Annotated in this window: 28 protein-coding genes; 23 read left to right on the top strand and 5 right to left on the bottom strand. The window is 68.9% G+C overall.

Annotated elements, in window-relative coordinates; all coding sequences use genetic code 11:
- Positions 1-29 precede the first annotated feature (29 nt).
- On the bottom strand, positions 30-326 hold the full coding sequence (locus tag ACBR40_RS29325) for a PLD nuclease N-terminal domain-containing protein (protein WP_344208278.1): 297 nt from the start codon (positions 324-326) through the stop codon (positions 30-32).
- A gap of 137 nt (positions 327-463) precedes the next feature.
- Here ACBR40_RS29325 and ACBR40_RS29320 point away from each other — a divergent pair, with 137 nt between their 5' ends.
- A complete protein-coding gene (locus tag ACBR40_RS29320) occupies positions 464-1,465 on the top strand; it encodes a hypothetical protein (RefSeq protein WP_371250842.1) in 1,002 nt (333 codons plus the stop codon).
- Positions 1,466-1,476: 11 nt separating this feature from the next.
- A complete protein-coding gene (locus ACBR40_RS29315; RefSeq protein WP_344208276.1) occupies positions 1,477-1,719 on the top strand; it encodes a hypothetical protein in 243 nt (80 codons plus the stop codon).
- A gap of 165 nt (positions 1,720-1,884) precedes the next feature.
- Here ACBR40_RS29315 and ACBR40_RS29310 read toward each other — a convergent pair whose 3' ends face one another.
- Entirely contained in the window at positions 1,885-2,106 is a 222-nt protein-coding gene (locus tag ACBR40_RS29310; protein WP_026214226.1) for a BldC family transcriptional regulator, read from the bottom strand.
- A 257-nt stretch (positions 2,107-2,363) separates the two neighbouring features.
- On the opposite strand from ACBR40_RS29310, the gene ACBR40_RS29305 reads away from it, so the two are divergent.
- Positions 2,364-2,582 (top strand): DUF4229 domain-containing protein, encoded by a 219-nt coding sequence (locus ACBR40_RS29305; RefSeq protein ID WP_344208275.1) that lies wholly within the window; start codon positions 2,364-2,366, stop codon positions 2,580-2,582.
- Here ACBR40_RS29305 and ACBR40_RS29300 read toward each other — a convergent pair.
- The gene (locus ACBR40_RS29300) at positions 2,579-3,721 is read right to left on the bottom strand and encodes a hypothetical protein (protein WP_371250841.1); all 1,143 of its coding nucleotides are present in this window, start codon (positions 3,719-3,721) and stop codon (positions 2,579-2,581) included. The two genes, ACBR40_RS29305 and ACBR40_RS29300, sit on opposite strands and share 4 nt — an antisense overlap.
- A gap of 156 nt (positions 3,722-3,877) precedes the next feature.
- On the opposite strand from ACBR40_RS29300, the gene ACBR40_RS29295 reads away from it, so the two are divergent.
- From ACBR40_RS29295 to ACBR40_RS29215, 17 genes are all read left to right on the top strand, one after another.
- Positions 3,878-4,594: a demethylmenaquinone methyltransferase gene (locus tag ACBR40_RS29295; RefSeq protein ID WP_371250840.1), complete on the top strand. Its 717-nt coding sequence runs from the start codon at positions 3,878-3,880 to the stop codon at positions 4,592-4,594.
- A 234-nt stretch (positions 4,595-4,828) separates the two neighbouring features.
- On the top strand, positions 4,829-6,082 hold the full coding sequence (locus ACBR40_RS29290; protein WP_371250839.1) for a geranylgeranyl reductase family protein: 1,254 nt from the start codon (positions 4,829-4,831) through the stop codon (positions 6,080-6,082).
- 64 nt (positions 6,083-6,146) lie between these two features.
- Positions 6,147-6,542, top strand: a complete 396-nt coding sequence (locus ACBR40_RS29285; RefSeq protein ID WP_344208271.1) for an NADH-quinone oxidoreductase subunit A — start codon at positions 6,147-6,149, stop codon at positions 6,540-6,542.
- A 2-nt stretch (positions 6,543-6,544) separates the two neighbouring features.
- Positions 6,545-7,096 carry an NADH-quinone oxidoreductase subunit B family protein gene (locus ACBR40_RS29280; protein ID WP_344208270.1) on the top strand — a complete coding sequence of 184 codons (552 nt, stop codon included), beginning with the start codon at positions 6,545-6,547 and terminating at the stop codon, positions 7,094-7,096.
- Complete coding sequence (locus ACBR40_RS29275) at positions 7,093-7,788, top strand: NADH-quinone oxidoreductase subunit C (RefSeq protein WP_371250838.1); 696 nt, start codon at positions 7,093-7,095, stop codon at positions 7,786-7,788. The genes ACBR40_RS29280 and ACBR40_RS29275 overlap by 4 nt, the downstream gene beginning before the upstream one ends.
- The gene (locus ACBR40_RS29270) at positions 7,785-9,113 is read left to right on the top strand and encodes an NADH-quinone oxidoreductase subunit D (RefSeq protein ID WP_329586885.1); all 1,329 of its coding nucleotides are present in this window, start codon (positions 7,785-7,787) and stop codon (positions 9,111-9,113) included. The genes ACBR40_RS29275 and ACBR40_RS29270 overlap by 4 nt, the downstream gene beginning before the upstream one ends.
- Entirely contained in the window at positions 9,110-9,766 is a 657-nt protein-coding gene (nuoE, locus tag ACBR40_RS29265) for an NADH-quinone oxidoreductase subunit NuoE (protein WP_344208269.1), read from the top strand. Before ACBR40_RS29270 ends, nuoE begins: the two co-directional genes overlap by 4 nt.
- The gene (gene nuoF, locus ACBR40_RS29260) at positions 9,763-11,052 is read left to right on the top strand and encodes an NADH-quinone oxidoreductase subunit NuoF (RefSeq protein WP_344208268.1); all 1,290 of its coding nucleotides are present in this window, start codon (positions 9,763-9,765) and stop codon (positions 11,050-11,052) included. The genes nuoE and nuoF overlap by 4 nt, the downstream gene beginning before the upstream one ends.
- Entirely contained in the window at positions 11,049-13,424 is a 2,376-nt protein-coding gene (locus ACBR40_RS29255) for an NADH-quinone oxidoreductase subunit G (protein ID WP_371250837.1), read from the top strand. The genes nuoF and ACBR40_RS29255 overlap by 4 nt, the downstream gene beginning before the upstream one ends.
- Positions 13,421-14,719 (top strand): NADH-quinone oxidoreductase subunit NuoH, encoded by a 1,299-nt coding sequence (gene nuoH / locus ACBR40_RS29250; protein ID WP_344208266.1) that lies wholly within the window; start codon positions 13,421-13,423, stop codon positions 14,717-14,719. Before ACBR40_RS29255 ends, nuoH begins: the two co-directional genes overlap by 4 nt.
- Positions 14,706-15,221: an NADH-quinone oxidoreductase subunit NuoI gene (gene nuoI, locus ACBR40_RS29245; protein ID WP_344208265.1), complete on the top strand. Its 516-nt coding sequence runs from the start codon at positions 14,706-14,708 to the stop codon at positions 15,219-15,221. The genes nuoH and nuoI overlap by 14 nt, the downstream gene beginning before the upstream one ends.
- The gene (locus tag ACBR40_RS29240) at positions 15,214-16,026 is read left to right on the top strand and encodes an NADH-quinone oxidoreductase subunit J (protein WP_344208264.1); all 813 of its coding nucleotides are present in this window, start codon (positions 15,214-15,216) and stop codon (positions 16,024-16,026) included. The genes nuoI and ACBR40_RS29240 overlap by 8 nt, the downstream gene beginning before the upstream one ends.
- Positions 16,023-16,319 (top strand): NADH-quinone oxidoreductase subunit NuoK, encoded by a 297-nt coding sequence (gene nuoK, locus ACBR40_RS29235; RefSeq protein WP_020542667.1) that lies wholly within the window; start codon positions 16,023-16,025, stop codon positions 16,317-16,319. Before ACBR40_RS29240 ends, nuoK begins: the two co-directional genes overlap by 4 nt.
- 73 nt (positions 16,320-16,392) lie before the next feature.
- A complete protein-coding gene (gene nuoL, locus ACBR40_RS29230; protein ID WP_371251027.1) occupies positions 16,393-18,249 on the top strand; it encodes an NADH-quinone oxidoreductase subunit L in 1,857 nt (618 codons plus the stop codon).
- On the top strand, positions 18,249-19,808 hold the full coding sequence (locus ACBR40_RS29225; protein ID WP_364459020.1) for an NADH-quinone oxidoreductase subunit M: 1,560 nt from the start codon (positions 18,249-18,251) through the stop codon (positions 19,806-19,808). Before nuoL ends, ACBR40_RS29225 begins: the two co-directional genes overlap by 1 nt.
- Positions 19,805-21,397, top strand: coding sequence for an NADH-quinone oxidoreductase subunit NuoN (gene nuoN, locus ACBR40_RS29220; RefSeq protein ID WP_344208261.1), 1,593 nt, complete (start codon positions 19,805-19,807; stop codon positions 21,395-21,397). Before ACBR40_RS29225 ends, nuoN begins: the two co-directional genes overlap by 4 nt.
- 11 nt (positions 21,398-21,408) lie before the next feature.
- On the top strand, positions 21,409-22,398 hold the full coding sequence (locus ACBR40_RS29215; protein WP_344208260.1) for a polyprenyl synthetase family protein: 990 nt from the start codon (positions 21,409-21,411) through the stop codon (positions 22,396-22,398).
- On the opposite strand, the gene rarD is transcribed toward ACBR40_RS29215, so the two are convergent.
- Complete coding sequence (gene rarD, locus ACBR40_RS29210) at positions 22,360-23,298, bottom strand: EamA family transporter RarD (protein WP_344208259.1); 939 nt, start codon at positions 23,296-23,298, stop codon at positions 22,360-22,362. The two genes, ACBR40_RS29215 and rarD, sit on opposite strands and share 39 nt — an antisense overlap.
- Positions 23,299-23,455: 157 nt before the next feature.
- Here rarD and msrA point away from each other — a divergent pair, with 157 nt between their 5' ends.
- Positions 23,456-24,118, top strand: a complete 663-nt coding sequence (gene msrA / locus ACBR40_RS29205) for a peptide-methionine (S)-S-oxide reductase MsrA (protein WP_371250836.1) — start codon at positions 23,456-23,458, stop codon at positions 24,116-24,118.
- Between the two features lie 142 nt (positions 24,119-24,260).
- On the opposite strand, the gene ACBR40_RS29200 is transcribed toward msrA, so the two are convergent.
- A complete protein-coding gene (locus ACBR40_RS29200) occupies positions 24,261-25,175 on the bottom strand; it encodes a hypothetical protein (RefSeq protein WP_371250835.1) in 915 nt (304 codons plus the stop codon).
- A gap of 146 nt (positions 25,176-25,321) precedes the next feature.
- Here ACBR40_RS29200 and ACBR40_RS29195 point away from each other — a divergent pair, with 146 nt between their 5' ends.
- Together ACBR40_RS29195 and ACBR40_RS29190 are read left to right on the top strand one after the other, a co-directional pair.
- Positions 25,322-25,627, top strand: a complete 306-nt coding sequence (locus ACBR40_RS29195; RefSeq protein WP_371250834.1) for a type II toxin-antitoxin system Phd/YefM family antitoxin — start codon at positions 25,322-25,324, stop codon at positions 25,625-25,627.
- Between the two features lie 2 nt (positions 25,628-25,629).
- Entirely contained in the window at positions 25,630-26,148 is a 519-nt protein-coding gene (locus ACBR40_RS29190) for a type II toxin-antitoxin system RelE/ParE family toxin (RefSeq protein ID WP_371250833.1), read from the top strand.
- The last annotated feature ends 198 nt before the right edge of the window (positions 26,149-26,346 follow it).

Raw genomic sequence — 26,346 nt, 5'->3', positions numbered from 1 at the left:
CCGGCCCCGGCTCGTCGAGCCGGGGTCGCTCAGTGCTGCTCGTCGCCGCCGCGCATGCGCCGGTCGAGGTCGCGCAGGAAGTCGGGGTCGTCGTCGGGACCCTTCGGCATGCCGGGACCGGGGGAGACCGACCAGACCTGCCGCTCGACCCGTGGGCGGCCGCGCGCCATCCAGATGAGCCCGCCGACCAGCGGGATCAGCACGACCACCATGATCCACATGGTTTTTGGTACGTTCCTGACCTCGTCTTCCGGGGTAGTGACGACGTCGAAGAGCGAGAAGAGCCAGAAGGCCAGCAGCGCCAGTCCGATGAGAACACCTGCCATGCCCGAACTGTAAGCCATCTGCGACGTGCTCGTGCTTCCCGATGTCCCATTTCGGGTGACTAGCAGAAGATCCCCGTCGTACGGTGGGAGCAGAAAACCGTGGAACCCATGGGGTTCCTCACTCGTTGAGGGGTGCGATGGCCTTTTCTCAGGACAAGGGCCGGCATCGCCGCGGCCGCTGGTGGCGGCGGGGGTCGTACCTCTTCTCCCGTAAGGCCGAGGCGCCGAGCGGCGCGGACCGTTCCTTCTGGTCCGGCGCGCGTGAGAGGCCCGGAGAGGCCCCGGAGGCCCGCGCCGAGGCCAGGAAGCCCGAGGACGCCGCGCGAAGCCGCAGGCCGGGCGCTGAGCGGCCGGAACGCCGCTCCTGGCCAGGCGCCGACCAGCGGAGCCCGGACGGCTTCGCCCTCCATGAGCACCATGAGCGCCACGAGCGGCTGTCCGCCGCCGTCGTCGAACGCCCCCGCTACACCTGGGACGACTTCGAGCTCGACGACCGCCCGCCGCGCGCCCGGCCGCACCGCCCCGACGCCCCGTCGCTGGGCGACGGCCTGCGCCACTGCGGGAAGCTGGAGTCGATCCTGCACCGCCAGTGGGACGCCAGGCTCGGCCCGCCGCCGCCCGACGTCGTCCGGGCCGTCGAGAGCCTGGCCCGGCTGCCCGACCGGCTCAAGGAGAAGCTGGCGGCCGGCCTGGAGGGCATCTACGTCGGCCCCGGCGGCGTCCCCGACCTCGACGACATGGGCTATTTACGCGGCGCCCCGCTGCCCTCGGGCCGGGCCACCTGGGACATCTGCGCCGGCGCGTACGGCGACCGCAAGATCGTCGTCGGTGACCGCCCCTCGCCGACCCCCGACGTGATGATGCACGAGGTCGGCCACGCCATCGACGACGTCGACTCCGCCTACGGCGCCTGGGTGTCGGACTCGCCGGAGTTCGTCGGCCTCTACGAGAAGGCCCGTCCGATCCTGGCCTCCGCCTTCCACCGGCAGGGCGGCGGGCTCGGCCGCAAGGAGTTCTTCGCCGACGCCTTCGCCGCCATCGCCTCCCGGCAGCGTCCGGCGCTGGTCGACATGCTCGGGGGTGACACGCGGATGGCGCTCGACGTCATGCTGTTCTTCAACCGGCGCTACGGAATCTAGGAGACTCGCTCATGTACGTCATCCGGCTCGCGGACGGCACCGTGCGCGTGCCGCAGAGCCTGGCCAGCGAGGACGGGCGGCTGATCGGCAACGCCTACGCGGAGCTGCGGCCCGGCGATCCGGACTACGAGCGGTGGCTGGCCGAGTCGCTGACGGAGGAGGAGTTGGAGACGCGCCGGGAGCGCTGGCGGGAGGAGAACGACGACCTGGAGCGCGAGTTCCTCGCGTTCAAGGCGCAGCAGGACGACGGCTGAGCCGAGGCCGCGTGTGCGGGGCCGCCGGACAGGCGCCAGCCACGGTCGGCGGTTGGCGCCGCCCCGTGCTTGCCGTACGGAAGTGGGCCGGGAAGCACGCGAACCTCGAGAGGTCCCGCGGGCGGTGACCCTGCAGGATCACAGGATCACCGTCGTGACGGAACGTCAGACGCGCGGGGACTCCCCCGCCGGCCTGTCGGCCGTGAGAACGTCCTCGCCTCGGAGAAGGGCGTGCACTTCCGACTCGCGGAAGCGCCGGTGCCCTCCGGGGGTGCGGATACTGCTGATGCGGCCTGCCGCAGCCCAGCGCGTAACCGTCTTTGGGTCTACCCGGAAGAGGGCGGCAACCTCTCCTGGGGTCAGCAGACGCTCGCTGCTACTCTCCACCAATCTCTCCCCCTCGCATCCCGCTTCCTGCCAGCGGGCGGACAGGTAACCAGTGTGTCGAGCGAAGCCTGATTTATCCGTGGTTTTCGGAGAAGATCACGGGTTGTTATCAGCTGACTGCCCGATTGTTATATGATAGAGCCTCTTTGGGGCTCTCGTGGGTGTTTCTTTACGAAACTCCCTAACTGGGAACAGTAGCAGCGCTCGCGCCCGATGCGAAGAGCGACCGGGGGACAAGCCCGAGTAACCTCGAAGGCGTGCATCCCGTTGTCGTTTACACCGCCTCCCGCATCCTGCTGTTCCTCGTCACGCTCGGCCTCTTGGCGCTGGTCGGTCTGAGAAACCCGCTGGCACTCCTCGTGGCGTCGTTCTTGATCAGCGGAGTGGCCAGCTATGTCCTGCTGTCCAAGCAGCGTGACGCCATGAGCGCACGAATCAGCGACAGGCTCGACCAGCCGAAGCCGCAGGACGACTAGGGCAGGGGGAACATGCCAATCCGGGCATGGTACTCCCGTCCGAGTCTCGTTGTGTCGCTACCGACAAGTAGTCCGGTGGGTTGCGCGGAAAACGCCTTCACGCCGATGCCGCGCTCCCGGGTGGGATTCCAGCCGAGCGCCATTCCAGTGCTCGGATGAATGGCGCCGATGCCCGGCCGCGCGACCGCGCCGGGGCCGGCCGAGTCGCGTCCCTGCGGATTGTTCAGCCAGCGCTGGTGCCCGCCCACGTACACCGCGGCCCCCGTCACCGCGACCGCGTAGAGCGAGTCGCCGCCGGTCGCGTTGACCCAGGTGGGACGGATGGCCGAGCCCTTGGCGAAGGTCTCGAAACGGGCCGCCGTGTCGCAGATCCCGCCCCTCGGGCCGCCCGTGGTGACCACCACGAAATAGCTGCCGTCGGGGGAGAAGTCGAGGCCGCGCACGTACGACGGGAACGTCTCCGCGCACTTCTGCGCGTAGGCGGCGGTCCGCCACGGCGCGACCCTGGCCACCGGGCCGGTCACGTCGATCAGCCCGAGCTGCGGCCGTGACTGCCCGTCGAGCGTGGTGAACGAGCCGTCCACCAGCAGCCGGCCGCGGGCGAGCGCGAGTGCGTGCACCTTCACCTTCGGCGTCAGCGGCCCGCCCGGCCTGATGGCGAAGCCGGGGTCGGCGGCGCCCGTGGCGGCGTCGAGCCGGGCCAGCGCCTGGCGCGGGCCGGTGAAGTCGCCGCCGACGTAGAGGCTGCCGCCCTGCCGGGCGAGGGTGCTCACCGAGCCGCCGACGAGAGCGGGCGCGAAGCCGGGCACCACGGCGCCGTCGGAGAGCCTGACCTGGGCGAGGCCGCGGGCGCGGGCGTTGTTGACGCTCCAGAACTCGCCGCCGACGTAGACGGTGCCGTCGTCGCCGGCCGCGAGGGCGTACACGGGGCCGGGGACCATCGGGGCGAAGGCCGCCAGGATGCGGCCGGTCGGCAGGTCGAAGGCGAACAGGTTGTCGCGCGCCACGACCACTTTGCGCGCGGCGTCGCTCACCTCGCTGAAGGAGCCGCCGACGACGACGGTGCGGCCGACGACGGCGATGGCGTTGACGATGCCGTCCAGGACATGAGGGGTGTGATCGACCGGGTCGGCCGACACCACGCGGTCCTGTGCGACAGGACCGTGGGCGGCCGTGGCCGAAGCGATGATCGCCGCAAGGGCGACGCGGGCAAACATTCCTCAACAACTAGCAGACCCAGAGTAATGAGAGCGTCACTATCCGTTGATTGTCCCGAAAGCCATAAGCTTTCCCGCATGACGCGCGCTCAGTTGGACAAGCAGCCGGACGAGGTCGCCGCGATGTTCGATCGCACCGCCCGGCGCTACGACCTCGTCAACGACGTGATCTCCCTCGGGCAGGTGAGGCTCTGGCGCAAGGCGGTGGCCGCCGCCGTGGACGCCGGTCCCGGCGAGGTCGTGCTCGACCTGGGCGCGGGCACCGGCACCTCCACCGACACCTTCACCGGGCTCGGCGCCCGCGCCATCGCCTGCGACTTCTCGTTCGGCATGCTGAGCACCGGCGTGCGCCGGCACGGCGGCAACGCGCTGAGCGGCAAGGGGGTGCCGTTCATCGCGGGCGACGCGATGCGGCTGCCGTTCGCCGACGACGCCTTCGACGCGGTGACGATCTCGGTGGCTCTGCGCAACGTCCACGACACCGAGCAGGCGCTGCGCGAGATGCTCCGGGTGACGAGGCCGGGCGGCCGGCTGGTGATCCTGGAGTTCTCGCACGTCACCGTGCCGGCGTTCGACCTGGTCTACCGCGAATATCTCATGCGGCTGCTGCCCAGGGTGGCCAAGGTCGTCGGCTCCAACGACGACTCCTACGAATATCTCGCCGAGTCGATCCGCGCCTGGCCCGACCAGCCCACCCTCGCGGGCGTCATCGGCAGGGCCGGCTGGGAGCGGGTGGCCTGGCGCAATCTGACGATGGGGATCGTGGCGATGCACCGGGCTTTCAAGGCGGTCTGACGGGCCGGCTGACACGAAATTTTCAGGAATAGTGCGGTCGATGGATTTCGTCCCCGTCCATGCCTCGCCGGTCACGCGTGACACGCCAACCCCGAGGATCACAGAACGGGTCCCCGACTGCCACTATGTACCCGAAAAGCAGTAGACTGCGGGCCGACAAGTTTGTGAAGGGGTTCACAAAGGAACGAAGGCGCCATACCCCGAGCCTTCGCGTGTGTAGGACAGGACAGTCCAGTGACCGTGCCACCAGCCACACAGGCTGACGCCGACGTCATCGTCGTCGGCGCCGGTCCCGCCGGTTCCGCAACCGCCTTTTACCTCGCTCAGGCCGGTCTCGACGTGCTGCTCCTGGAGAAGACCAGGTTCCCGCGCGAGAAGGTCTGCGGCGACGGCCTGACCCCCAGGGCGGTCAAGCAGTTGCTGAACATGGGCGTCGACATCGACGCCCCCGGCTGGATCAGGAACAAGGGCCTGCGCGTCGTCGGCGGCGGCCACCGCTTCGAGCTCGACTGGCCGCAGCTCGAACGCTTCCCCGACTTCGGCCTCGTCCGCACCCGGCAGGACTTCGACGAGATCGTCGCCGCCAACGCGGTCAAGAACGGCGTACGCCTGATGGAGGGCGTCACCGTCACCGAGCCCGTGCTCGACGACCGCAGCGGCCACATCGTCGGCGTGCGCACCAAGGACGGGCGCGTCTTCCGTAGCCGCGTGGTCGTCGCCGCCGACGGCAACAGCACCCGGCTCGCGCTCGGGATGGGCCTGCACAAGCGCGACGACCGCCCGATGGGCGTGGCCGTGCGCACCTACTTCCAGAGCCCCCGTCACGACGACGACTACCTGGAGATCTGGCTGGAGCTCTGGGACGAGGACACGCTGCTGCCCGGCTACGGCTGGATCTTCGGCGTCGGCGACGGCACCGCGAACGTCGGGCTCGGGCTGCTCAACACCAGCGCCCAGTTCAAGAACATCGACTACCGCGACCTGCTGCGCCGCTGGTGCAAGGCCATGCCGGCGGACTGGGAGTTCACCGAGGAGAACATGACGGCCCCGATCCGCGGCGCCGCGCTCCCGATGGCCTTCAACCGGCAGCCCCACTACACGCGCGGCCTGCTGCTCGTGGGCGACTCGGGCGGGTCGATCAACCCGTTCAACGGCGAGGGCATCGCCTACGCGATGGAGACCGGCGAGATCGCCGCCGAGGTCATCGCCAAGTCGCTCAAGGGCACCACCCCCGCGCAGCAGGAGCGCACGCTGCGCACCTATCCTCAGACGCTGAAGGACGCCTACGGCGGATACTTCACGCTCGGCCGATGGTTCGTCGAGGCGACCGGGAAGCCGGGAGTTATGAGCTTCGGGACCAGGCACGGACTGCCTCACCCGAGGCTGATGCGCTTCGCCATCAAACTCCTTGGTAATCTCACCGACCGGCGAGGCGATGCGTCAGACCAGATCATCAACGCTCTCTCGAAGGTCGCCCCACCAGCATGAATCCCGCAATCAACAGATCCTGCTGCGCGCCCGCGCGCGCGGCGACTCCAGAGGAGGCGTAGCGATGGACCTTTACGTGCCCATCCTGGTGCTCGCCGTTCTCGCGGGGGGCTTCGCGATCTTCTCGGTCGCCATCGCTCCCTTCACCGGCCCCAAGCGCTGGAACCGCGCCAAGCTTGACGCCTATGAATGCGGCATCGAGCCGACGCCCCAGCCCGTCGGTGGCGGACGGTTCCCGCTCAAGTACATGGTCACCGCGATGCTCTTCATCGTGTTCGACATCGAGATCATCTTCCTCTACCCGTGGGCGGTCTCCTTCGCGCCGCTGCGGAACGACGCGGGCGGAGTGATCATGCCAGGGCTCGGGCTGTTCGCCCTGGTGGAGATGCTCCTGTTCATCGTCACCGTGCTCGTCGCCTACGCGTACGTGTGGCGCCGCAAGGGTCTGGACTGGGACTGAAAATGGGACTTGAAGAGAAACTCCCCAGCGGCTTCATCCTCAGCACCGTCGAGGCGGCCGCCGGATGGGCGCGCAAGAACTCCGTGTGGCCGGCCACCTTCGGCCTCGCCTGTTGCGCCATCGAGCTGATGGCCACCGGTGGCCCCCACTACGACCTGGCGCGCTTCGGCATGGAGCGCGCTTCGGCGTCTCCCCGGCAGGCCGACCTCATGATCGTCGCCGGCCGCGTCTCGCAGAAGATGGCGCCGGTGCTGCGGCAGATCTACGACCAGATGGCCGAGCCCAAGTGGGTCATCGCGATGGGCGTGTGCGCCTCCAGCGGCGGCATGTTCAACAACTACGCGATCGTCCAGGGCGTCGACCACGTCGTGCCGGTCGACATCTACCTGCCCGGCTGCCCGCCGCGGCCCGAGATGCTCATCGACGCCATCGTCAAGCTGCACGACAAGATCCAGAACATGAAGTTCGGCGCGCACCGCGCCAAGCAGATCGACGAGCTCGAACTGCGGGCGCTGCGTACGCTGCCGGTGATCGACCAGGGGGCAGCGAAGTGACCTCGCCCGACAACCTCCCCGAGGTCCCCGACGCGCAGGTGCCCGAGGTGCCGGCGGCCCAGGAGCCGCCGGTCGCCCGGCGCGGCATGTTCGGCGCCCAGGACTCCGGTGACACCTCCGGCTACGGCGGCCTCGTCGTGCGCCGGGCGCCGCAGCTGTCCACGCCCCGCCCGTACGGCGGCTACTTCGACGAGGTCGTCGACGCCCTGGCGCTCGACGACGCGATCGAGCGCGTGGTCGTCGACCGCGGCGAGCTGACCCTGCACGTCAAGCGCGAGCGCCTCGTCGAGGTGTGCAGGAAGATGCGCGACGAGCCGACGCTCCGCTTCGAGCTGTCGCTCGGCGTCTCCGGCGTCCACTACCCGCACCTCGCGGGCGAGGAGCTGCACGCCGTCTACCACCTGTGCTCGATCACCCACAACAGGCGGGTGCGGCTTGAGGTCGCCTGCCCGGACGCCGACCCGCACATTCCATCCACGGTCAGCGTTTACCCTGGTCACGACTGGCACGAGCGGGAGACGTACGACTTCTTCGGCATCGTCTTCGACGGCCACCCCGGGCTCACCCGGATCATGATGCCGGACGACTGGGACGGCCACCCGCAGCGCAAGGACTATCCGCTGGGCGGCATCCCGGTGGAATACCGCGGCGCCACCATCCCCGCGCCGGACCGGAGGAGGTACTACTCGTGAGCACGTCCTACGACGAGGCGACAGAGGGCAAGGTCTACTCGGTCAACGGAGCCGACTGGGACCAGGTGGTCACCGGCGTCCGCGACTCCGAGGAAGAGCGGCTGGTCGTCAACATGGGCCCGCAGCACCCGTCCACGCACGGGGTGCTCCGCCTGGTCCTCACGCTCGACGGCGAGACGGTGACCGAGGCGCGCGGCGTCATCGGCTACCTGCACACCGGCATCGAGAAGAACATGGAATACCGGACGTGGACGCAGGGCACCACGTTCGTCACCCGCATGGACTACCTCTCGCCGATCTTCAACGAGACCGCCTACTGCCTGGGCGTCGAGAAGCTGCTCGGCATCACCGACCGCATCCCGCCGCGGGCGCAGGCCATCCGCGTGATGATGATGGAGCTCAACCGCATCGCCTCGCACCTGGTGGCGATGGGCACGTTCGGCATGGAGCTCGGCGCGACCACGCCGTTCCTGTTCGGCTACCGTGACCGCGAGATGGTCATGGACCTGTTCGAGTACATCACCGGTCTGCGCATGAACCACGCCTACGTCCGCCCCGGCGGCGTCAGCGTGGACCTGCCGGCCGGCGCGGTGGACAAGGTCGGCGAGTTCCTGAAGGAGATGCCCAAGCGGATCAAGGACATCCGCAAGCTCCTCGACGAGAACCCCGTCTACGTGCGCCGCACCAAGGACGTGGCCTACCTCGACCTGACCGGCTGCATGGCGCTCGGCGTCACCGGGCCCATCCTGCGGGCCGCCGGCCTCCCGTGGGACCTGCGCAAGTCGCAGCCCTACTGCGGTTACGAGACGTACGAGTTCGAGGTCGCCACCGAGCGCGGCTGCGACGTCTACTCGCGCTACCTCGTCCGCATGAAGGAGATGGAGGAGTCCCTCAAGATCATCGAGCAGGCGCTCGACCGGATCGCCGGTCCCGAGCTCAAGGGCCAGCCCGTGATGATCGAGGACAAGAAGATCGGCTGGCCGGCGCAGCTCGCGCTCGGCCCCGACGGGTTCGGCAACTCGCCCGACCACATCGCCCACATCATGGGCACCTCGATGGAGGCGCTCATCCACCACTTCAAGCTGGTCACCGAGGGCTTCCGGGTGCCGGCCGGGCAGGCGTACGCCAGCATCGAGTCGCCCAAGGGCGAGCTCGGCGCCCACGTGGTGAGCGACGGCGGCACCCGCCCCTACCGCGTGCACTTCCGCGAGCCGTCCTTCTGCAACCTGCAGAGCTTCCCCGCGATGGCGGAGGGCGGCCAGGTCGCCGACGTGATCGCCGCGGTGGCTTCTATCGACCCCGTCATGGGAGGTGTGGACCGGTGACGTACTCGCCGGAAATCCGCGAGCGTCTCGAACGAGACGCCAAGGAGATCATCGGCCGCTACCCGAAGACGCGGTCGGCCCTGCTGCCGCTGCTCCACCTCGTGCAGTCGGAGGACGGCTACGTCTCCGACGACGGCCAGGAGTTCTGCGCCGAGATGCTCGGCATCAGCAAGGCCGAGGTCACGGGCGTCGCGACCTTCTACACCATGTACAAGCGCAAGCCCGCGGGCGACTACCACGTCGGCGTGTGCATCAACGCGCTGTGCGCGGTCATGGGCGGCGACGAGATCTGGGAGCAGCTCTCCGAGCACGTCGGTGTGGGTCACGAGGAGACCACCGGCGACGGCAAGGTCTCCCTGGAGCGGCTGGAGTGCAACGCCGCCTGCGACTTCGCGCCCGTGATGATGGTCAACTGGGAGTTCTTCGACAACCAGACGCCCGAGTCGGCCAAGCAGCTCGTGGACGACCTGCGCGCCGGCAAGGACGTGGCGCCCACGCGCGGCCCGAAGAAGCTGTGCACCTTCAAGGAGGCCTCGCGGGTGCTCGCGGGCCTGCCCGACGACCTGGCGGGCGAGGGCCCGTCGGCCGCCGGCCCCTCCCTTGAGGGCCTGAAGGTGGCCAAGGCCAAAGGATGGAAGGCCCCGGAGGCATGACGACCACGCTGACCCCGGTCCTGACTGCTAACTGGGACCGTCCCGACTCCTACACCCTCGACGCCTACGGCGAGTACGCGGCGGCCAAGAAGGCGCTCGGCATGGACCCCGACGCCGTCATCCAGGCCGTCAAGGACTCCGGCCTGCGCGGCCGCGGCGGCGCGGGCTTCCCCACCGGCATGAAGTGGGGCTTCATCCCGCAGGGCGACGGCAAGCCGCACTACCTCGTCGTCAACGCCGACGAGTCGGAGCCGGGCACCTGCAAGGACATCCCGCTCATGATGGCCAACCCGCACGCGCTGGTCGAGGGGATCATCATCACCTCGTACGCGATCCGGGCCAGCCACGCCTTCATCTACGTGCGGGGCGAGGTGCTGCACGTCATCCGGCGGCTGCACGCGGCCGTGCGGGAGGCGTACGAGAAGGGCTATCTCGGCACCGACATCTTCGGCTCCGGCTTCGACCTGGAGCTGGTCGTGCACAGCGGCGCCGGCGCGTACATCTGCGGCGAGGAGACGGCGCTGCTGGACTCGCTGGAGGGCTTCAGAGGTCAACCTCGGCTCAAGCCCCCGTTCCCCGCCGTGGCGGGCCTCTACGCCTCGCCTACCGTGGTCAACAACGTCGAGTCGATCGCGTCTGTTCCCTCGATCATCGCCAACGGCGCCGAGTGGTTCGCCGGCATGGGCACCGAGAAGTCCAAGGGCTTCGGCATCTTCTCGCTCAGCGGCCACGTGACCAGGCCCGGTCAGTACGAGGCCCCGCTCGGCATCACGCTGCGCGAGCTGCTCGACATGGCGGGCGGCATCAGGGCCGGGCACCAGATCAAGTTCTGGACGCCCGGCGGCTCCTCCACGCCGATCTTCACCGACGAGCACCTCGACGTCCCGCTCGACTTCGAAGGGGTCGGCGCGAAGGGCTCGATGCTCGGCACCCGGGCCCTGCAGATCTTCGACGAGACGACCTGCGTGGTCCGCACCGTGCTGCGGTGGACGGAGTTCTACGCGCACGAGTCGTGCGGCAAGTGCACGCCGTGCCGCGAGGGCACCTACTGGCTCAAGCAGGTGCTGAAGCGCCTGGAGAAGGGCCAGGGCACCGAGGAGGACCTGACCACGATCACCGACATCGCGGACAACATCCTGGGCCGTTCGTTCTGCGCCCTCGGCGACGGCGCGACCAGCCCGATCCACTCCTCGGTGAAGTACTTCCGCGAGGAGTACCTCAAGCACTTCGAGATCGGCGGTTGCCCGTTCGACCCGAAGAAGTCCACTCTCTGGGGTGAGCAGTGACCGTCGTAGAGACCGAAACGAACCTGGTGACCCTGACCATCGACGGGTTCCAGGTCAGTGTCCCCAAGGGCACTCTGATCATCAGGGCCGCCGAGCTGCTGGGCATCCAGATCCCGAGGTTCTGTGACCACCCGCTCCTCGACCCGGCGGCCAACTGCCGCCAGTGCCTGGTCGACATCCCCGACGCGGGCAACGGCCGCGGCTTCCCCAAGCCGCAGCCGTCGTGCGCGATCGAGGTCGCCGAGGGCATGGTCGTGCAGACCCAGCTCACCTCGCCGGTCGCCGAGAAGGCGCAGCGCGCGGCGATGGAGTTCCTGCTGCTCAACCACCCGCTGGACTGCCCGGTCTGCGACAAGGGCGGCGAGTGCCCCCTGCAGAACCAGGCCATGTCCAACGGCCGCGGCGAGTCCCGCTTCCAGGAGCAGAAGCGGACCTTCCCCAAGCCGCTGCCGCTGTCCACGCAGGTGCTGCTGGACCGCGAGCGCTGCGTCCAGTGCGCGCGCTGCATCCGCTTCTCCGACCAGATCGCCGGCGACCCGCTCATCGAGTTCTTCGAGCGCGGGGCCAAGGAGCAGGTGCGCACGGCCGACGGCAAGCCGTTCAACTCCTACTTCTCGGGCAACACCGTGCAGATCTGCCCGGTGGGCGCGCTCACCGGCGCCGCCTACCGGTTCCGGGCCCGCCCGTTCGACCTGGTGTCCACGCCGAGCGCGTGCGAGCACTGCGCCTCCGGGTGCAGCCTGCGCACCGACCACCGGCGCGGCCGCGTCACCCGCCGCCTGGCGGGCAACGACCCGCAGGTCAACGAGGAGTGGAACTGCGACAAGGGCCGCTGGGCGTTCAGCTACGCCACGCAGCCCGACCGGCTCAAGACGCCGCTGGTCCGCAACGAGGAGGGCGTGCTCGTGCCCGCCTCGTGGCCGGAGGCGCTGACGGTCGCCGCGCAGGGCCTCGCCAAGGCCCGCGGCAAGGCCGGCGTGCTGGTCGGCGGCCGGGTCACGGTCGAGGACTCCTACGCCTACGCCAAGTTCGCCCGGCTCGCCCTCGCGAGCAACGACGTCGACTTCCGCGCCAGGCCGCACTCCGCCGAGGAGGCGCAGTTCCTGGCCCACGCGGTCGCCGGCAAGGGCATCGAGATCAGCTACGCCGACCTCGAGAACGCCCCGCACGTGCTGCTCGTCGGGTTCGAGCCCGAGGAGGAGTCGCCGATCGTCTTCCTGCGCCTGCGCAAGGCGGCGCTGAAGAAGGGGCTCAAGGTCTCCTCGATCGCCCCGTTCGCCACTCCTGGCCTGGTCAAGATGGGCGGCGTGCTCGTCCAGACCGCGCCGGGCGCCGAGGCCGACGCCATCGGCGAGCTGGTCGGGCGGCTGCCCGAGGGCACGATCGTGCTGGCCGGCGAGCGCCTGGCCACCACGCCGGGCGCGCTGTCGGCGCTGGTCCGGCTGGCGGGCGCCAGCGGCGCCCGGCTCGCCTGGGTGCCGCGGCGGGCCGGTGAGCGCGGCGCGCTCGAGGCCGGCGCGCTGCCCAACCTGCTGCCGATCGGCCGCCCGGTCGAGGACGAGAGCGCCAGGGCCGAGGTGGCCCGGGTGTGGAACGTCGCCTCGCTGCCCGCCACGCCGGGCCGCGACACGGCCGGCATCCTCGCCGCCGCCCGCGACGGCGAGCTGGACGCGCTGGTCGTGGCGGGTGTGGACCCGTACGACCTGGCCGACCCGGCGGCGGCGCTCGACGCGCTGGAGAACACCCCGTTCATCGTCAGCCTGGAGATCCGCGCCAGCGCCGTCACCGACCGCGCCGACGTGGTCCTGCCGGTCGCCGCCGTCCAGGAGAAGAGCGGCACGTTCGTCAACTGGGAGGGCCGCGGCCGCAGCTTCGACGCGCCCCTCAAGGTCCCCGGCCTGCAGAGCGACCTCGCCGTGATCGCCAACCTGGCCGACCGCATGGACGTGCACCTCGGCCTGCCGGACGCCAAGGCGGTCCGGCGCGAGCTGGCCACCCTCGGCTCCTGGCGTGGCAGCCGGGTGCCCGCGCCGCAGCTCGCCACCCGCGCCCAGGCGGCCCCCGCGGCCGGCCAGGCGCTGCTGGCGACCTGGCACCTGCTGCTCGACGAGGGCAGGCTGCAGGACGGCGAGCCTTACCTGGCGGGCACCGCCCGCCCCGCCGAAGCACTGGTCTCCGCGAGCACGGCCGCCGAGCTGGGCGTCGCGGACGGCGACAAGCTGGTGGTGGGCGGCGACGTCACCCTCCCCGTGCGCGTCGCCGACCTGCCGGACCGCGTGGTCTGGGTGCCGGCGAACTCCGGCGGCTGCTCGGTCACCCGTGACCTGCGCGCGGTGGCCGGCGACATCGTCACCATCGGGAGCGCCTCATGACCCACGTTCTCGCGGCCGATCCCACCCTCGCCGACTTCGGCAAGGACCCGCTGTGGATCACCATCATCAAGGCCGTGATGCTGTTCGTCTTCCTGATGCTGGGCATCCTGTTCGGCGTCTGGTTCGAGCGCAAGCTGATCGCCAGGATGCAGCACCGCTACGGCCCCAACCGGGCCGGGAAGTTCGGCCTCCTGCAGTCCGTCGCCGACGGACTGAAGATGGGCCTGAAGGAGGACCTGTTCCCGCGGACCGTGGACAAGGTGCTCTACCTGCTGGCCCCGGTCATCATGGTGATCCCGGCGTTCCTGGCCTTCTCGATCGTGCCGTTCGCGCCGATGGTCAACCTGTTCGGCGTCCAGACGCCGCTGCAGCTCGTCGACCTGCCGGTGGCGGTGCTGTTCATGCTGGCCATGGGCGCGGTGTCGGTCTACGGCGTGGTGCTGGCCGGCTGGTCGTCGCGCTCGCCGTACGCGCTGCTCGGCGGTCTGCGCTCGGCGGCCCAGGTGGTCTCGTACGAGATCGCGATGGGCCTGTCGTTCGTGGCGGTGTTCATCTTCGCGGGCACGCTGTCCACCTCGGAGATCGTCAAGGCGCAGGCCGAGACCTGGTACGCGGTGCTGCTGATCCCGTCGTTCCTCATCTACGTGGTCTGCATGTTCGGTGAGGCCGCCCGCATCCCGTTCGACCTGCCCGAGGGCGAGGGCGAGCTGGTCGGCGGCTTCCAGACCGAATACTCCTCGTCGCTGAAGTTCGCGCTCATCATGATGGGCGAGTACCTCCACACCTTCACCGCGTCCGCCATCGCCGTGACGCTGTTCCTCGGCGGCTGGCGGGCCCCGCTGCCGATGGAGTGGGAGTGGGCGCACACGGGCTGGATGCCGGCGCTGTGGTTCTTCATCAAGTTCGTGCTGACCTTCTGCTTCATCGTGTGGGTGCGCGCCTCGCTGCCCCGCGTGCGCTACGACCAGCTCATGTCGCTGGGCTGGAAGGTGCTCATCCCGGTCAACCTGGCCTGGATCCTCCTGGTGGCCGCGGTCCGCAACATCGTGGTCAACGAGGACAACAGGATGATCGGGGTCGCGCTGGGCGCGGTCATCGTGGTCGGCGCGCTGGCCATCTGGATGCGGTTCGACACCGTCAACCAGCGGCGCAAGGAGGCCAGGAAGGCCGAGGTCGACGCCGAGTTCGAGCAACTGTCCAACGAGCCCGCGGCAGGTGGCTTCCCGGTGCCGCCGCTCGATCTGCCGCACTACCACGGGGTGCAGCACAAGGAGATTCCCAGTGGGACTAACTGATTGGCTGAACCCCGTCAAGGGCTTCGGGGTCACCTTCCACACGATGTTCAAGAAGCCCGTCACGACCAACTACCCGGAGGTCAAGAAGCCGACGGCTCCGCGCTTCCACGGGCGTCACCAGCTCAACCGCTGGCCGGACGGGCTGGAGAAGTGCGTCGGGTGCGAGCTGTGCGCCTGGGCGTGTCCCGCCGACGCGATCTACGTCGAGGGCGCGGACAACACCGACGAGGAGCGCTTCTCGCCCGGCGAGCGCTACGGGCGCACCTACCAGATCAACTATCTGCGGTGCATCCTGTGCGGTCTCTGCATCGAGGCATGCCCGACCCGCGCGCTCACCATGACCAACGAGTACGAGCTCGCCGACAGCAGCCGCGAGAGCCTCATCTACACCAAGGAGATGTTGCTCGCGCCGCTGACCCAGGGCATGGAGCAGCCGCCGCACCCCATGCGGCTCGGTGAGACCGAAGAGGACTACTACCGGCTGGGGCGGACCAATGGGTGAGACCATCACGTTCTGGGTGCTCGCCGTCGTCTCGGTCGGTGCGGCACTCGGCATGGTCTTCAACCGGAAGGCCGTCTACTCCGCGCTGATGCTCGGCACGGTGATGCTCAGCCTCGCGGTCCTGTACGCGGTGCAGGACGCGCCGTTCCTGGCCGCGGTGCAGATCATCGTCTACACCGGCGCGATCATGATGCTGTTCCTGTTCGTGCTCATGCTCGTCGGCGTCGACTCCTCCGACTCCTTCGTCGAGACGCTCAAGGGGCAGCGCTTCTGGGCGGTCATCGCGGCGCTCGGCTTCGGCACGCTGATCGTCGTGGCCGTCGGCAACGCGGTCTTCGCCCCGGCGGCCGGCCTCCAGCAGGCCACCGCCGGCGGGAGCGGCTACATCCGCTCGATCGCGCTCGCGCTGTTCACGAAGTACGTCTTCGCCTTCGAGATCACCTCCGCGCTGCTCATCACCGCGGCGCTGGCCGCGATGGTGCTCACGCACCGCGAGCGGCTGTTCGAGAAGCCGACGCAGAAGGACCTGTCCAGGGCCCGCTTCCAGGGCGACCGTCCGTCCCCGCTGCCGGGGCCGGGCACCTACGCCAGGAACAACGCCATCGACATGCCGGCGCTGCTGCCCGACGGGTCGGTGGCCGAGGCCTCCGTCAACCGCTACATCGCCCGCTACGACGTCGAGCACGACCGCCTTCCCGCCGATCCCCGGCTCGCCGAGGCCATCAAGCACACGGCCGAGCAGGACGAAGCGCCCACGGAGGCCGAGCAGGACGCGACCGAGCACGGCAGTGAGGTGACCAAGTGACCACGCACTACCTCGTCCTGTCCGGCCTGCTGTTCGCCATCGGCGCCATGGGCGTGCTGATCAGGCGCAACGCGATCGTGGTGTTCATGTGCGTCGAGCTGATGCTCAACGCCTGCAACCTCGCCTTCGTCACCTTCTCCAGGCAGGTCGGCAACCTGGAAGGCCAGATCATCGCGTTCTTCGTGATGGTGGTGGCCGCGGCCGAGGTCGTCGTCGGCCTGGCCATCATCGTGACGATCTTCCGAACCCGCAGGTCCGCGTCCGTCGACGACGCCAACCTGCTGAAGTACTAAGAGGTGACTGGTGGAGTCTGAAATCGCTCAGATCACCCAGCACACCGGCGGCGTGATCGGCAACGCCTGGCTGATGATCGCCTTCCCGCTGGTCGGGGCGTTCATCCTGCTGGCGTTCAACAAGCTCACCAACCGCTGGGGCCATCTGCTGGGCGTGGCCATGTCCCTCGCCTCGTTCGTCGTGGCGGTGCTGGCGTTCTTCGAGCTGATCGGGTTCGGTGCGAGCGAGCGGCGCCGGGCGGTCGAGCTGTACGAGTTCATCCCCAACCTCGACCTGAAGATGGGGCTGCTGATCGACCCGCTGTCGATCAGCTTCGCGCTGCTGATCACCGGTGTGGGCTCGCTGATCCACATCTACTCGATCGGCTACATGGCGCACGACGAGCACCGGCGCAGGTTCTTCGCCTACCTCAACCTGTTCGTCTCGGCGATGCTCCTGCTGGTGCTGGCCGACAACTACGTCGGGCTGTTCATCGGCTGGGAGGGCGTCGGCCTGGCGTCCTACCTGCTCATCGGCTTCTGGCAGTTCAAGCCGTCGGCGGCGGTCGCGGCGAAGAAGGCGTTCGTCGTCAACCGCGTCGGTGACTTCGGCCTGCTGGTCGGCATGTTCGTCATCTGGACGACGTTCGGCACGCTCGCCTTCAAGGACCTCGGCGCCAAGATCGGCGAGACCGGCGCCTCCGACGGCGTCATGCTCGCCATCGGCCTGCTGCTGCTGCTCGGCGCGTGCGGCAAGTCCGCCCAGCTCCCGCTGCAGTCCTGGCTCCTCGACGCGATGGAGGGCCCGACCCCGGTCTCGGCCCTCATCCACGCCGCGACCATGGTCACCGCGGGCGTCTACCTGGTGGTCCGCTCCGGCGCGTTCTTCTTCCCCGAGGGCTCGGGGGCGGCGCTGGCCGTCACCATCGTCGGCGCGGCCACGCTGCTCGCCGGCGCCATCATCGGTTGCGCGAAGGACGACATCAAGAAGGGCCTGGCCGGCTCGACCATGTCGCAGATCGGCTACATGATGCTCGGCGCGGGCCTCGGCCCGGCGGGCTACGCCTTCGCCATCGGCCACCTCATCACGCACGGCTTCTTCAAGGCCGACCTCTTCCTCGGCGCCGGCTCGGTCATGCACGGCATGAACGACGAGGTGAACATGCGGAAGTACGGCGGGCTGCGGAAGTTCATGCCGATCACGTTCATCACGTTCTTCATCGGCTACCTCGCGATCATCGGCTTCCCGCTGCTGTCCGGCTACTTCACCAAGGACGGCATCATCGAGACCGCGGTGCACCATTCGCCGGTCCTCGGCTGGCTGGCCGTGCTCGGCGCGGGCATCACCGGCTTCTACATGTCCCGGATGGTCTTCATGACCTTCTTCGGGCAGAAGCGGTGGGCGGACGACGCCCACCCGCACGAGTCGCCGCTCGTCATGACGGTGCCGCTCATGGTGCTGTCGCTGGGCGCGCTGGGCCTCGGCGCGTGGCTGGTGCTGGGCGGGACGCTCTACCAGTTCCTGATCCCGGCGGTCGGCGGCTCGGTCGCCGAGACGCCGCACTTCGCGCCGTTCTCCACGCCGGGTCTGGTCACGCTCGCGCTCGTCGCGGTCGGCGCGGTCTTCGCCTGGATGCGCTACGGCCGGGCCGAGGTGCCCGCCGTGCAGCCGCGCGGCTCGTTCCTCACCACGTTCGCCCGCCGTGACCTCTACGGCGACGCGCTCAACGAGTCGCTGTTCATGCGTCCCGGCCAGTGGCTGACCCGCCTCGCGGTGTTCTTCGACAACCGCGGCATCGACGGCCTGGTCAACGGCCTGGCCGCCGGCATCGGCGGCAGTTCGGGCCGCCTCCGGCGGATCCAGACGGGCTTCGCCAGGACGTACGCGTTGTCCATCTTCATCGGTGCCGCCCTGCTGACCGGCGCCCTGCTCCTCGTTGGGACCATCTGATGTCACCCTGGCTTCCGATACTCATGGCGGTGCCCGTGGTGGGCGCCATCGTGGTGGCCCTGCTCCCCAAGGGCAGCGACAAGCTGGCCAAGCAGGTCACGCTGCTGGTCTCGCTTGCGGTGCTGGTGCTCACGGGCGTCATGGCGGCCGGGTTCGACCCCGACGGCGACCGCTTCCAGTTCACCGCCGCCTACAACTGGATCCCGAGCTTCGGCGTGAAGTTCGGGGTCGGCGTCGACGGCGTGGCACTCGTGCTCATCGCGCTGTCGGCGGTGCTGGTGCCGATCGTGGTGCTGGCCTCCTGGCACGACGCCGACGGCGTGAAGACCGCCGACGGCACGCTCGTCACGCCCAAGCGGTCGGTGAAGACGTACTTCTCGCTGCTGCTGGTGCTGGAGACGATGATGATCGGCGTCTTCGCGGCGACCGACATCTTCCTCTTCTACGTGTTCTTCGAGGCCATGCTCATCCCGATGTACTTCATGATCGGGTCGTACGGCGGCGCCCAGCGGTCCTACGCGGCCGTGAAGTTCCTGCTGTACTCGCTCTTCGGCGGCCTGCTCATGCTGGTCGCGGTGATCGGGCTCTACGTCGTGGCCGGCAAGTCCACGTTCATGTTCCCGGAGCTCGTCGGGGCCATCCAGGACCCGACGATGCAGAAGTGGCTGTTCGGCGGCTTCTTCATCGCCTTCGCGATCAAGGCGCCGCTGTGGCCGGTGCACACCTGGCTGCCCGACGCGGCGGCCCAGGCCCCGGCCGGCGCCGCGGTGCTGCTGGTCGGCGTGCTGGACAAGGTCGGCACGTTCGGCATGCTGCGCTTCTGCCTGGAGCTGTTCCCCGACGCCGCCAAGGCGTTCACGATGCCGATCGTGGTGCTGGCGGTCATCAGCATCATCTACGGCGCGATCGTCGCCATCGGGCAGACCGACATGAAGCGCCTCATCGCGTACACGTCGATCTCGCACTTCGGCTTCATCGTGCTGGGCGTGTTCGCCATGTCGCTGACGGCGTCGTCCGGCGCCGCCCTCTACATGGTCAACCACGGCTTCGCCACCGGCGCGCTGTTCCTGGCGGCGGGCTTCCTCATCGCGCGCCGCGGCTCGCCGTTCATCAGCGACTACGGCGGCGTGCAGCGGGTGGCCCCGGTGCTGGCCGGCTTCTTCCTGGTCGCCGGTCTGGCCGGGCTCTCGCTGCCGGGCCTGTCGTCCTTCGTCAGCGAGTTCATGGTCATGATCGGGACGTACGAGAGCCAGGCCCACGGCTCCGGCGCCCTGACCGCCGCCGCGGTGATCTCGGCGGTCGCCGTCATCCTCGCCGCCGTCTACATCCTGTGGATGGTGCAGCGGACCATCAACGGTCCGACGGCCGAGCCGGTCAAGGCGTTCAAGGACCTCAACGCCCGCGAGATCTGGGTCCTGGCCCCGCTCGTCGCGCTGATCATCGGGTTCGGCTTCTTCCCGAAGCCGCTGCTCGACGTGATCAACCCGTCCGTGCACCAGACGCTGACCAACGTGCAGGTGCCGGTCTCCACCATCGCTGAGAAGGGGACAGGTCAGTGAACCCCGCCATTGACGCACCCACGATCGAGTACGGCACCCTGGCGCCGCTGCTGATCGTGTTCGGCGCGGCCATCATCGGCGTGCTCGTCGAGGCGTTCGCGCCGCGCTACCTGCGCAAGTCCATCCACGTGCCGCTCACCCTGCTGAGCCTGGCCGGCGCGTTCGCGCTGGTGCTGGTGCAGGTGCTGCGCGGCCAGGTGTCCACCGCCCCCTCCGCCATGGGGGCGCTGGCCGTGGACGGCCCGTCGCTGTTCCTCTGGGGCGTCATCCTCGTCCTGTCGTTCGTGTGCGTGCTGCTCATCAACGACGAGGGACACTTCGTCGCCTCGGCGGCGAGCGTGCCGGGCAGCTCCGACGAGGAGGCGGCCGAGTCCGTCGACAACGGCTCCGGCCACACCGAGGTCTACCCGCTGGTGCTGTTCGCGGTCGGCGGCATGCTGCTGTTCCCGGCCGCGCACGACCTGCTGATGATGTTCGTGGCCCTTGAGGTCATGTCGCTGCCGCTCTACCTGCTGTGCGGCCTGGCCCGCCGGCGCCGCCTGCTGTCGCAGGAGGCGTCGATGAAGTACTTCCTGCTCGGCGCGTTCTCCTCGGCGTTCTTCCTGTACGGCACCGCCATGATCTACGGGTTCGCGGGCACCGTCTCGCTGCCCGGCATCAACCAGGCGCTGTCGGCCGGGACCGGGCTGGACCCGCTGCTGCTGATCGGGCTCTCCATGCTCGGCGTGGGCCTGCTCTTCAAGATCGGCGCGGCGCCGTTCCAGGCCTGGAAGCCGGACGTCTACCAGGGCGCACCGACCCCGATCACCGCCCTCATGGCCTCCGGCACGCTGATCGCGGCCGTGGGCGCGGTGCTGCGGGTGTTCTGGGTCGGCCTCGGCAACCTCGACTGGGACTGGCGTCCGGTCATCTGGGTCATCGCGGCGCTGACCATGATCGTCGGCTCGGTGCTGGCGATCACGCAGACCGAGATCAAGCGGATGCTGGCGTACTCGTCGGTCGCGCACGCGGGCTTCCTGCTCGTCGGCGTGATGGCGACCTTCGGCACCGCCGAGCAGAACGCGGTCTCCCTCAAGGCGATCCTGTTCTACCTCGCGGTCTACGGCGTCACCACGGTCGGCGCGTTCGCGGTCGTCACGCTGATCCGCGACCCGGGCGGCGAGGCCGGTCACCTGTCGCGCTGGGCCGGTCTCGGCAAGCGCGCCCCGGTGCTCGCCGGCACGTTCGCCTTCTTCCTGCTGGCCTTCGCGGGCATCCCGCTGACCAGCGGATTCTTCGGCAAGTACGCCGTGTTCGCGGCCGCCCTCGACAGCGGCACGCAGCCCGGCGACCCGATCGGCGGCTGGATGGCCGGCCTGGTCGTGGTGGGCGTGATCGCCTCCGCGGTGGCCGCGTTCTTCTACGTCCGCGTGATCGTGCTGATGTTCTTCAGCGAGCCCGCCGCCGACGGCCCGGCGATCGCCGTGCCCAGTACGGGGACCGTGGCGGTCATCGCGGTTTCGCTGCTGGTTACCGTAGGAGTGGGGCTCTACCCGGAGTCCGTGCTCGGTATCGCCAACGACGCTGCTAGCAGCCTGTTCATTAGATAAGGGGAATCTCTATGTCTGCGCCACCCGTGGTTGACCTTCCCATTGAGGACGAGCGGTTGGCGCAGGACGTGGCCAACGGACTGGCCGCGGTCGAGAAGCTCCTGCGCTCGTCGGTGGAGAGCGAGGACGCCTTCGTCACGGAGGCGTCCAAGCACCTCATCGAGGCGGGCGGCAAGCGGTTCCGCACGCTGATGGTGTTGCTGGCCGCCCAGTTCGGAGATCCGTCCGCGCCGGGTGTCGTGCCCGGCGCGGTGGTCATCGAGCTGACCCACCTCGGCTCGCTCTACCACGACGACGTCATGGACGAGGCCCCGGTGCGCCGGGGCTCGCCGTCCGCGAACGCCCGGTGGGACAACACCGTGGCCATCCTGACCGGCGACTACCTTTTCGCCCAGGCCAGCGACCTGCTCGCGGACCTCGGCCCCGAGCTGATCCGCATCCAGGCCCAGACGTTCTCCCGCCTCGTACGCGGCCAGATCCGCGAGACCGTGGGCCCGCGCGACGGCGAGGACCCGATCGCGCACTACCTCAACGTGCTGGCCGACAAGACCGGCTCCCTCATCGCCGCCTCCGGCCGGTTCGGCGCGCTGCTGTCCGGCGCCCCCGCGGACGTGGAGGAGCGCCTGAGCCGCGCCTGCGAGGCGATCGGGGTGGCCTGGCAGCTCGGCGACGACCTGCTCGACGTGGCCTCCTCCGGCGCGCAGTCGGGCAAGACGCCGGGCACCGACCTGCGCGAGGGCATCAGGACCCTGCCCGTCCTCTACGCGCTGGCCGCCGGCGACTCCCCGCGCCTGACCGCGCTGCTGTCGGGCCCCGTGGCCGAGGAGGACGTCGAGGAGGCTCTGGAGCTGCTGCGCGCCGACCCCGCCATGGCGCGGTCGCGGGCCGAGCTGGAGGCGTGGGTGGACCGGGCACGGGACGACATCTCCGGCCTGCCGGACATCCCGGCCCGCGAGGCGTTCCTAGCTCTGTGCGACTACGTGGTCCGGCGTTCCGGCTGAGGCCGCGTTCCTGCGTACCCGGGCGGTCTGGCGGGCCGTCCTGAGGCTGTCGTACGTGAAGATCGCCAGGGCCAGCCACACGATCGAGAACCCGATCCACCGGCTGGACGGCATGACCTCCTTGGCGATCAGCACCCCGCACGCGAACTGCAGGATCGGCGCGATGTACTGCAGCAGCCCGATCGTGCTGAGCGGCACCCTGATCGCCGCCACGCCGAAGCAGAGCAGCGGCACCGCCGTGATGAGCCCGGCGCCGACCAGCAGCGCCGCGTGCCCCCACCCCTGACCGGGGAACGTCGACTCCCCGCTCGCCTGGAGGAAGACCAGGTAGCCGAGCGCGGGCAGCAGCAGCACCAGCGTCTCGATCGCCAGGCTCTCGGTCGCCTCGACGTTCGCCTTCTTCTTCACCAGCCCGTAGATGCCGAAGCTGACGGCCAGCACCAGCGCCACCCACGGCAGCCGGCCGTAGTCGAAGGTCAGCACCACCACCGCCAGCGCCCCGAACCCGACCGCCGTCCACTGCAGCGGACGCAGCCGCTCGCGCAGCAGCACCACCCCGAACAGCACGCTGACCAGGGGGTTGATGAAGTAGCCGAGCGCGGTCTCCACGACGTGGCCGCTGTTGACGGCGTAGATGTAGGTGCCCCAGTTGATCGTGACCGTGATGGCGGCCAGCGTGAGCAGGGCGAGCTTGCGCGGCTGCCTGGCCAGCTCCTTGAACCAGGACCAGTGGCGGCGGACGGCGAGCACCGCGAGCACGGACACCAGTGACCACACCATCCGGTGGGCGAGGATCTCCACGGCGCCGGAGGGCTTGAGGAGAGGCCAGTAGAGGGGGAAGAGGCCCCACATGGTGTAGGCGGCGATCCCGAACAGCACACCGCGCCGAGAGTCAGGCATGAATCCCATCTTCGCCGCTTACCACCCTTAACCACAAATTTCACCCTCTAAGCGGAAATGTGTAGATCTCCTAAAGCGTTGCGAGAGGTGAAGCCCACCGGGCCCGCCGCGGCGGCCCAGGTAGGCTGACCCGAGAAGGCGAGCTGGAGGTAGTGCGATGGGCTGGCTGTTCGGCGGCAACAAGACATCGATGGTCCGGCCGGAGGACGCCCTGCCGGGCCGCCCGGAGCGGATGCCCGTGGCGCCGCGCCACGCGGTCCTGGACGCTCCGCTGGCCCCGCCGTACCCCGAGGAGCTGGAGGTGGCCGACTTCGGCCTGGGCTGCTTCTGGGGCGCCGAGCGCAAGTTCTGGCAGACCCCGGGCGTCGTCACCACGGCCGTCGGCTACCAGGGCGGCTACACCCCCAACCCGACGTACGAGGAGGTCTGCTCCGGCCTCACCGGCCACACGGAGGCCGTCCGCGTGGTCTTCGACCCCGCCCGGATCTCGTACGAGGAGCTCCTCAAGGTCTTCTGGGAGGCCCACGACCCCACGCAGGGCATGCGCCAGGGCAACGACGTCGGCACCCAGTACCGCTCCGCCATCTACTACCACTCGCCGGAGCAGCGCAAGGCGGCGGAGGCTTCGCGGGAGGCGTACCAGGGGGTGCTGAGGGAGGCCGGCTACGGCGACATCACCACCGAACTGGCCGAGGCCGGGCCGTTCTACTACGCGGAGGATTATCACCAGCAGTATCTTTTTAAAGTGCCGAACGGGTACTGCGGAATCGGCGGCACCGGTCTCACCTGCCCGGTGGGCATCGCACCCGCCGGCGAGTGAGCAAAGCGGACTTCGACGGGCTCCGTGCTATGGAACACCGGAGCCCGCTTTCCCGATGACCTGCCGGGGCGTGGACATCTACGATCAGCCGGTCGCTTACCTGGAGTTCTTCATGGTCGTCGGCTCCGCGGCCGGGCTGACGTCAGCCGATGAGCCTTCTGCGCCAGTCGATCTGCGTGACGGTGATGGCCTGCTCCGGATCGCCGTTCCATTCGGTGGGGAGGCCGGCCTGTTCGAGCGCGGCCACGACCTCACGGCCGATGGCCGCCGTGGTGGCTTGCGAGCCGTCGAAGCCGCCGTACAGGAGCGTCAGGCCGTGTCCGGCCGCGGCGGCGTCCGTGCACTGGCTGTGGAAGAAGACGTAGCCCCGGGCATCCGGTGAGCCCGCGTCGCCGATCTCCGCCCGGCCGCACGAACTGCAGCAGGCAAAGTTCTCCTTTGCCGTGATGCCAGCGGCCGCCAAGGCCGTGAAAGCTTGAGTGAGTCGTTCGGGGTCGGTCTCGTCCTCCCAGGCGGCCTGCTCCTCGACGCGCTCCAGCCACAGCCGGTCGGCCAGTTCGCGGGCCTGTTCAGGAGATACAGGCCGGCGATCGCCTGACACCAGGTGCTCCTCCGCGATCTCGGCCAGCTCCGCCCTGGTCGCATACCCGCCCCTGATCACCTCGCGGATGCGCGCTTCGAGGCTCTCGCGATCGTCCTCTTCCAGGTCGAGCGGCGGAGTCAGCTCGGGCGTGCCCAGGTCCAACGGGGTCCAGGCGAGCACGGATCGCCAGCTTTCCTCCTGACGTGCCCACGCGGTCATGGCTGCGATCACCGGCTCGGGCGTGTCGAGGATGACCTGGAAGTGCCTGTCGGCCCCGCCTTCACGATGCTCGAGCGTATAGTCGCCTCCGTCATGCCATACCTGCATGAAGACGTCTGGTAGGTCGGGGACCCGCTGAAGGATCAGGAACCTGTGATTCCGCCGTCCCAGCCCATCGACCAGTCCGGCGATGTCCTCCTCGCTTGCCCGCACGAACCGGCGACCGTCCTCGGTCACCACAGTGATCGCCAGCATGCTGCCCACCCTGACACACCATCCTCCGAAGGAGAAACCATTCGAGCGCGTCTGAGCCGGTCTGTGCTGTGGTCCGGAACGGAGATCTGAAAGGCACCGCTTGAGGGGCCATCGCAGTTCTGTGCAGAAAGATATACAGGTGATGCATGACTGTTCTGCACGATGTCACTGAGCTGAGTGTCACAGAGGCTGCTCGGCGAGGGGTTGCCCGTCTGGTGGCTGATGCGGAGCAGGGGGCCGATCTGGTCATTACCCGTCGGCATCAGCCAGTGGCGGCCTTGGTAAGCATCCGCCGGCTCAAGGAGTTGGAGGAAGCGGCGGCGGATCTGCGTGATCTGGCGCTTGTGCTCGCCCGTTCGGTCACGGACACGGGTGAGCGAGTCTCGCTCGATGAGGTGCTGGCCGCCTTCGGGCATACTCGCGAGTCGCTGGCCGACATCCCGGACGAGTAAACGTGTCCAGCGTCGTCTTCACGGCGTCGGCGGTCGATGACCTCCGACGCATTGGCCCGGACGCGGTGCCCAAGGTGCTCAAGAAGATTCTTTTCCTGCTGGACAACCCTGAGTCTGATTACCCGCTCGGCGGGGAACTGTCCGGTTTCCGGAAGCTGGTGGTCGGTCGCAACACCTGGCGTGTCGTCTACCGCATCACCGAGGACAAGCGAGTGGAGATCTGCGAAGTGTGGGCTGTCGGTGAGCGGGCTGACGCGGAAGTGTACGCCGAGGCGACGGCGAGGGTTCGCGAGGCGGGTGCTGATCGCCCCGAGATCGTCCAGCTCCGCCAGGTGATCGAGCGCCTTGGCGCGCTGGCCGATCACATTCGGGTGGAGAAAACACCCCCAAGAGAACCAGTTCCAGATTGGCTCGCGGACCGGTTGATCTACACGGTCGGGATGACTCGCGAGGACGTTGCTGCTCTTGATCTTCAAGAGGCGGTCGACCTGTGGGCTGAGTACCGGTCCAAGCCTCATTAGGTGATGATCAAGGTATGACCCTTCACGCCACTCTGATCTAGGGGGATCATGGTTTGCATCGCTGTGTCCGGTGAATCGCCCCGGGTTCGATGGAGACCTCAGCGGTTGATTGCTAGGGCTTCGTTGGGGTGGTGCTGGGCGTAGTAGATGGCCTCGAACTCGTCGGGCGGGAGGTGTCCGATGGCTGAGTGCAGGCGG

Source organism: Nonomuraea sp. AD125B (assembly GCF_041402765.1).
GTDB lineage: Bacteria > Actinomycetota > Actinomycetes > Streptosporangiales > Streptosporangiaceae > Nonomuraea > Nonomuraea bangladeshensis.
The sequence above is the reverse complement of the archived record's forward strand: the minus strand, read 5'-3'. Positions and strand labels throughout refer to the sequence as shown.

Bases quoted from the DNA above. Each gene is read 5' to 3' on its own strand.
- ACBR40_RS29195 (WP_371250834.1), top strand. From the start codon at position 25,322: ATGACTGTTCTGCACGATGTCACTGAGCTGAGTGTCACAGAGGCTGCT.
- ACBR40_RS29325 (WP_344208278.1), bottom strand. From the start codon at position 326: ATGGCAGGTGTTCTCATCGGACTGGCGCTGCTGGCCTTCTGGCTCTTC.
- nuoF (WP_344208268.1), top strand. From the start codon at position 9,763: ATGACGACCACGCTGACCCCGGTCCTGACTGCTAACTGGGACCGTCCC.
- ACBR40_RS29215 (WP_344208260.1), top strand. From the start codon at position 21,409: ATGTCTGCGCCACCCGTGGTTGACCTTCCCATTGAGGACGAGCGGTTG.
- msrA (WP_371250836.1), top strand. From the start codon at position 23,456: ATGGGCTGGCTGTTCGGCGGCAACAAGACATCGATGGTCCGGCCGGAG.
- ACBR40_RS29200 (WP_371250835.1), bottom strand. From the start codon at position 25,175: ATGCTGGCGATCACTGTGGTGACCGAGGACGGTCGCCGGTTCGTGCGG.
- nuoL (WP_371251027.1), top strand. From the start codon at position 16,393: ATGATCGCCTTCCCGCTGGTCGGGGCGTTCATCCTGCTGGCGTTCAAC.
- ACBR40_RS29320 (WP_371250842.1), top strand. From the start codon at position 464: ATGGCCTTTTCTCAGGACAAGGGCCGGCATCGCCGCGGCCGCTGGTGG.
- ACBR40_RS29280 (WP_344208270.1), top strand. From the start codon at position 6,545: ATGGGACTTGAAGAGAAACTCCCCAGCGGCTTCATCCTCAGCACCGTC.
- ACBR40_RS29240 (WP_344208264.1), top strand. From the start codon at position 15,214: ATGGGTGAGACCATCACGTTCTGGGTGCTCGCCGTCGTCTCGGTCGGT.
- ACBR40_RS29315 (WP_344208276.1), top strand. From the start codon at position 1,477: ATGTACGTCATCCGGCTCGCGGACGGCACCGTGCGCGTGCCGCAGAGC.
- nuoH (WP_344208266.1), top strand. From the start codon at position 13,421: ATGACCCACGTTCTCGCGGCCGATCCCACCCTCGCCGACTTCGGCAAG.
- ACBR40_RS29285 (WP_344208271.1), top strand. From the start codon at position 6,147: ATGGACCTTTACGTGCCCATCCTGGTGCTCGCCGTTCTCGCGGGGGGC.
- ACBR40_RS29225 (WP_364459020.1), top strand. From the start codon at position 18,249: ATGTCACCCTGGCTTCCGATACTCATGGCGGTGCCCGTGGTGGGCGCC.
- ACBR40_RS29295 (WP_371250840.1), top strand. From the start codon at position 3,878: ATGACGCGCGCTCAGTTGGACAAGCAGCCGGACGAGGTCGCCGCGATG.
- rarD (WP_344208259.1), bottom strand. From the start codon at position 23,298: ATGCCTGACTCTCGGCGCGGTGTGCTGTTCGGGATCGCCGCCTACACC.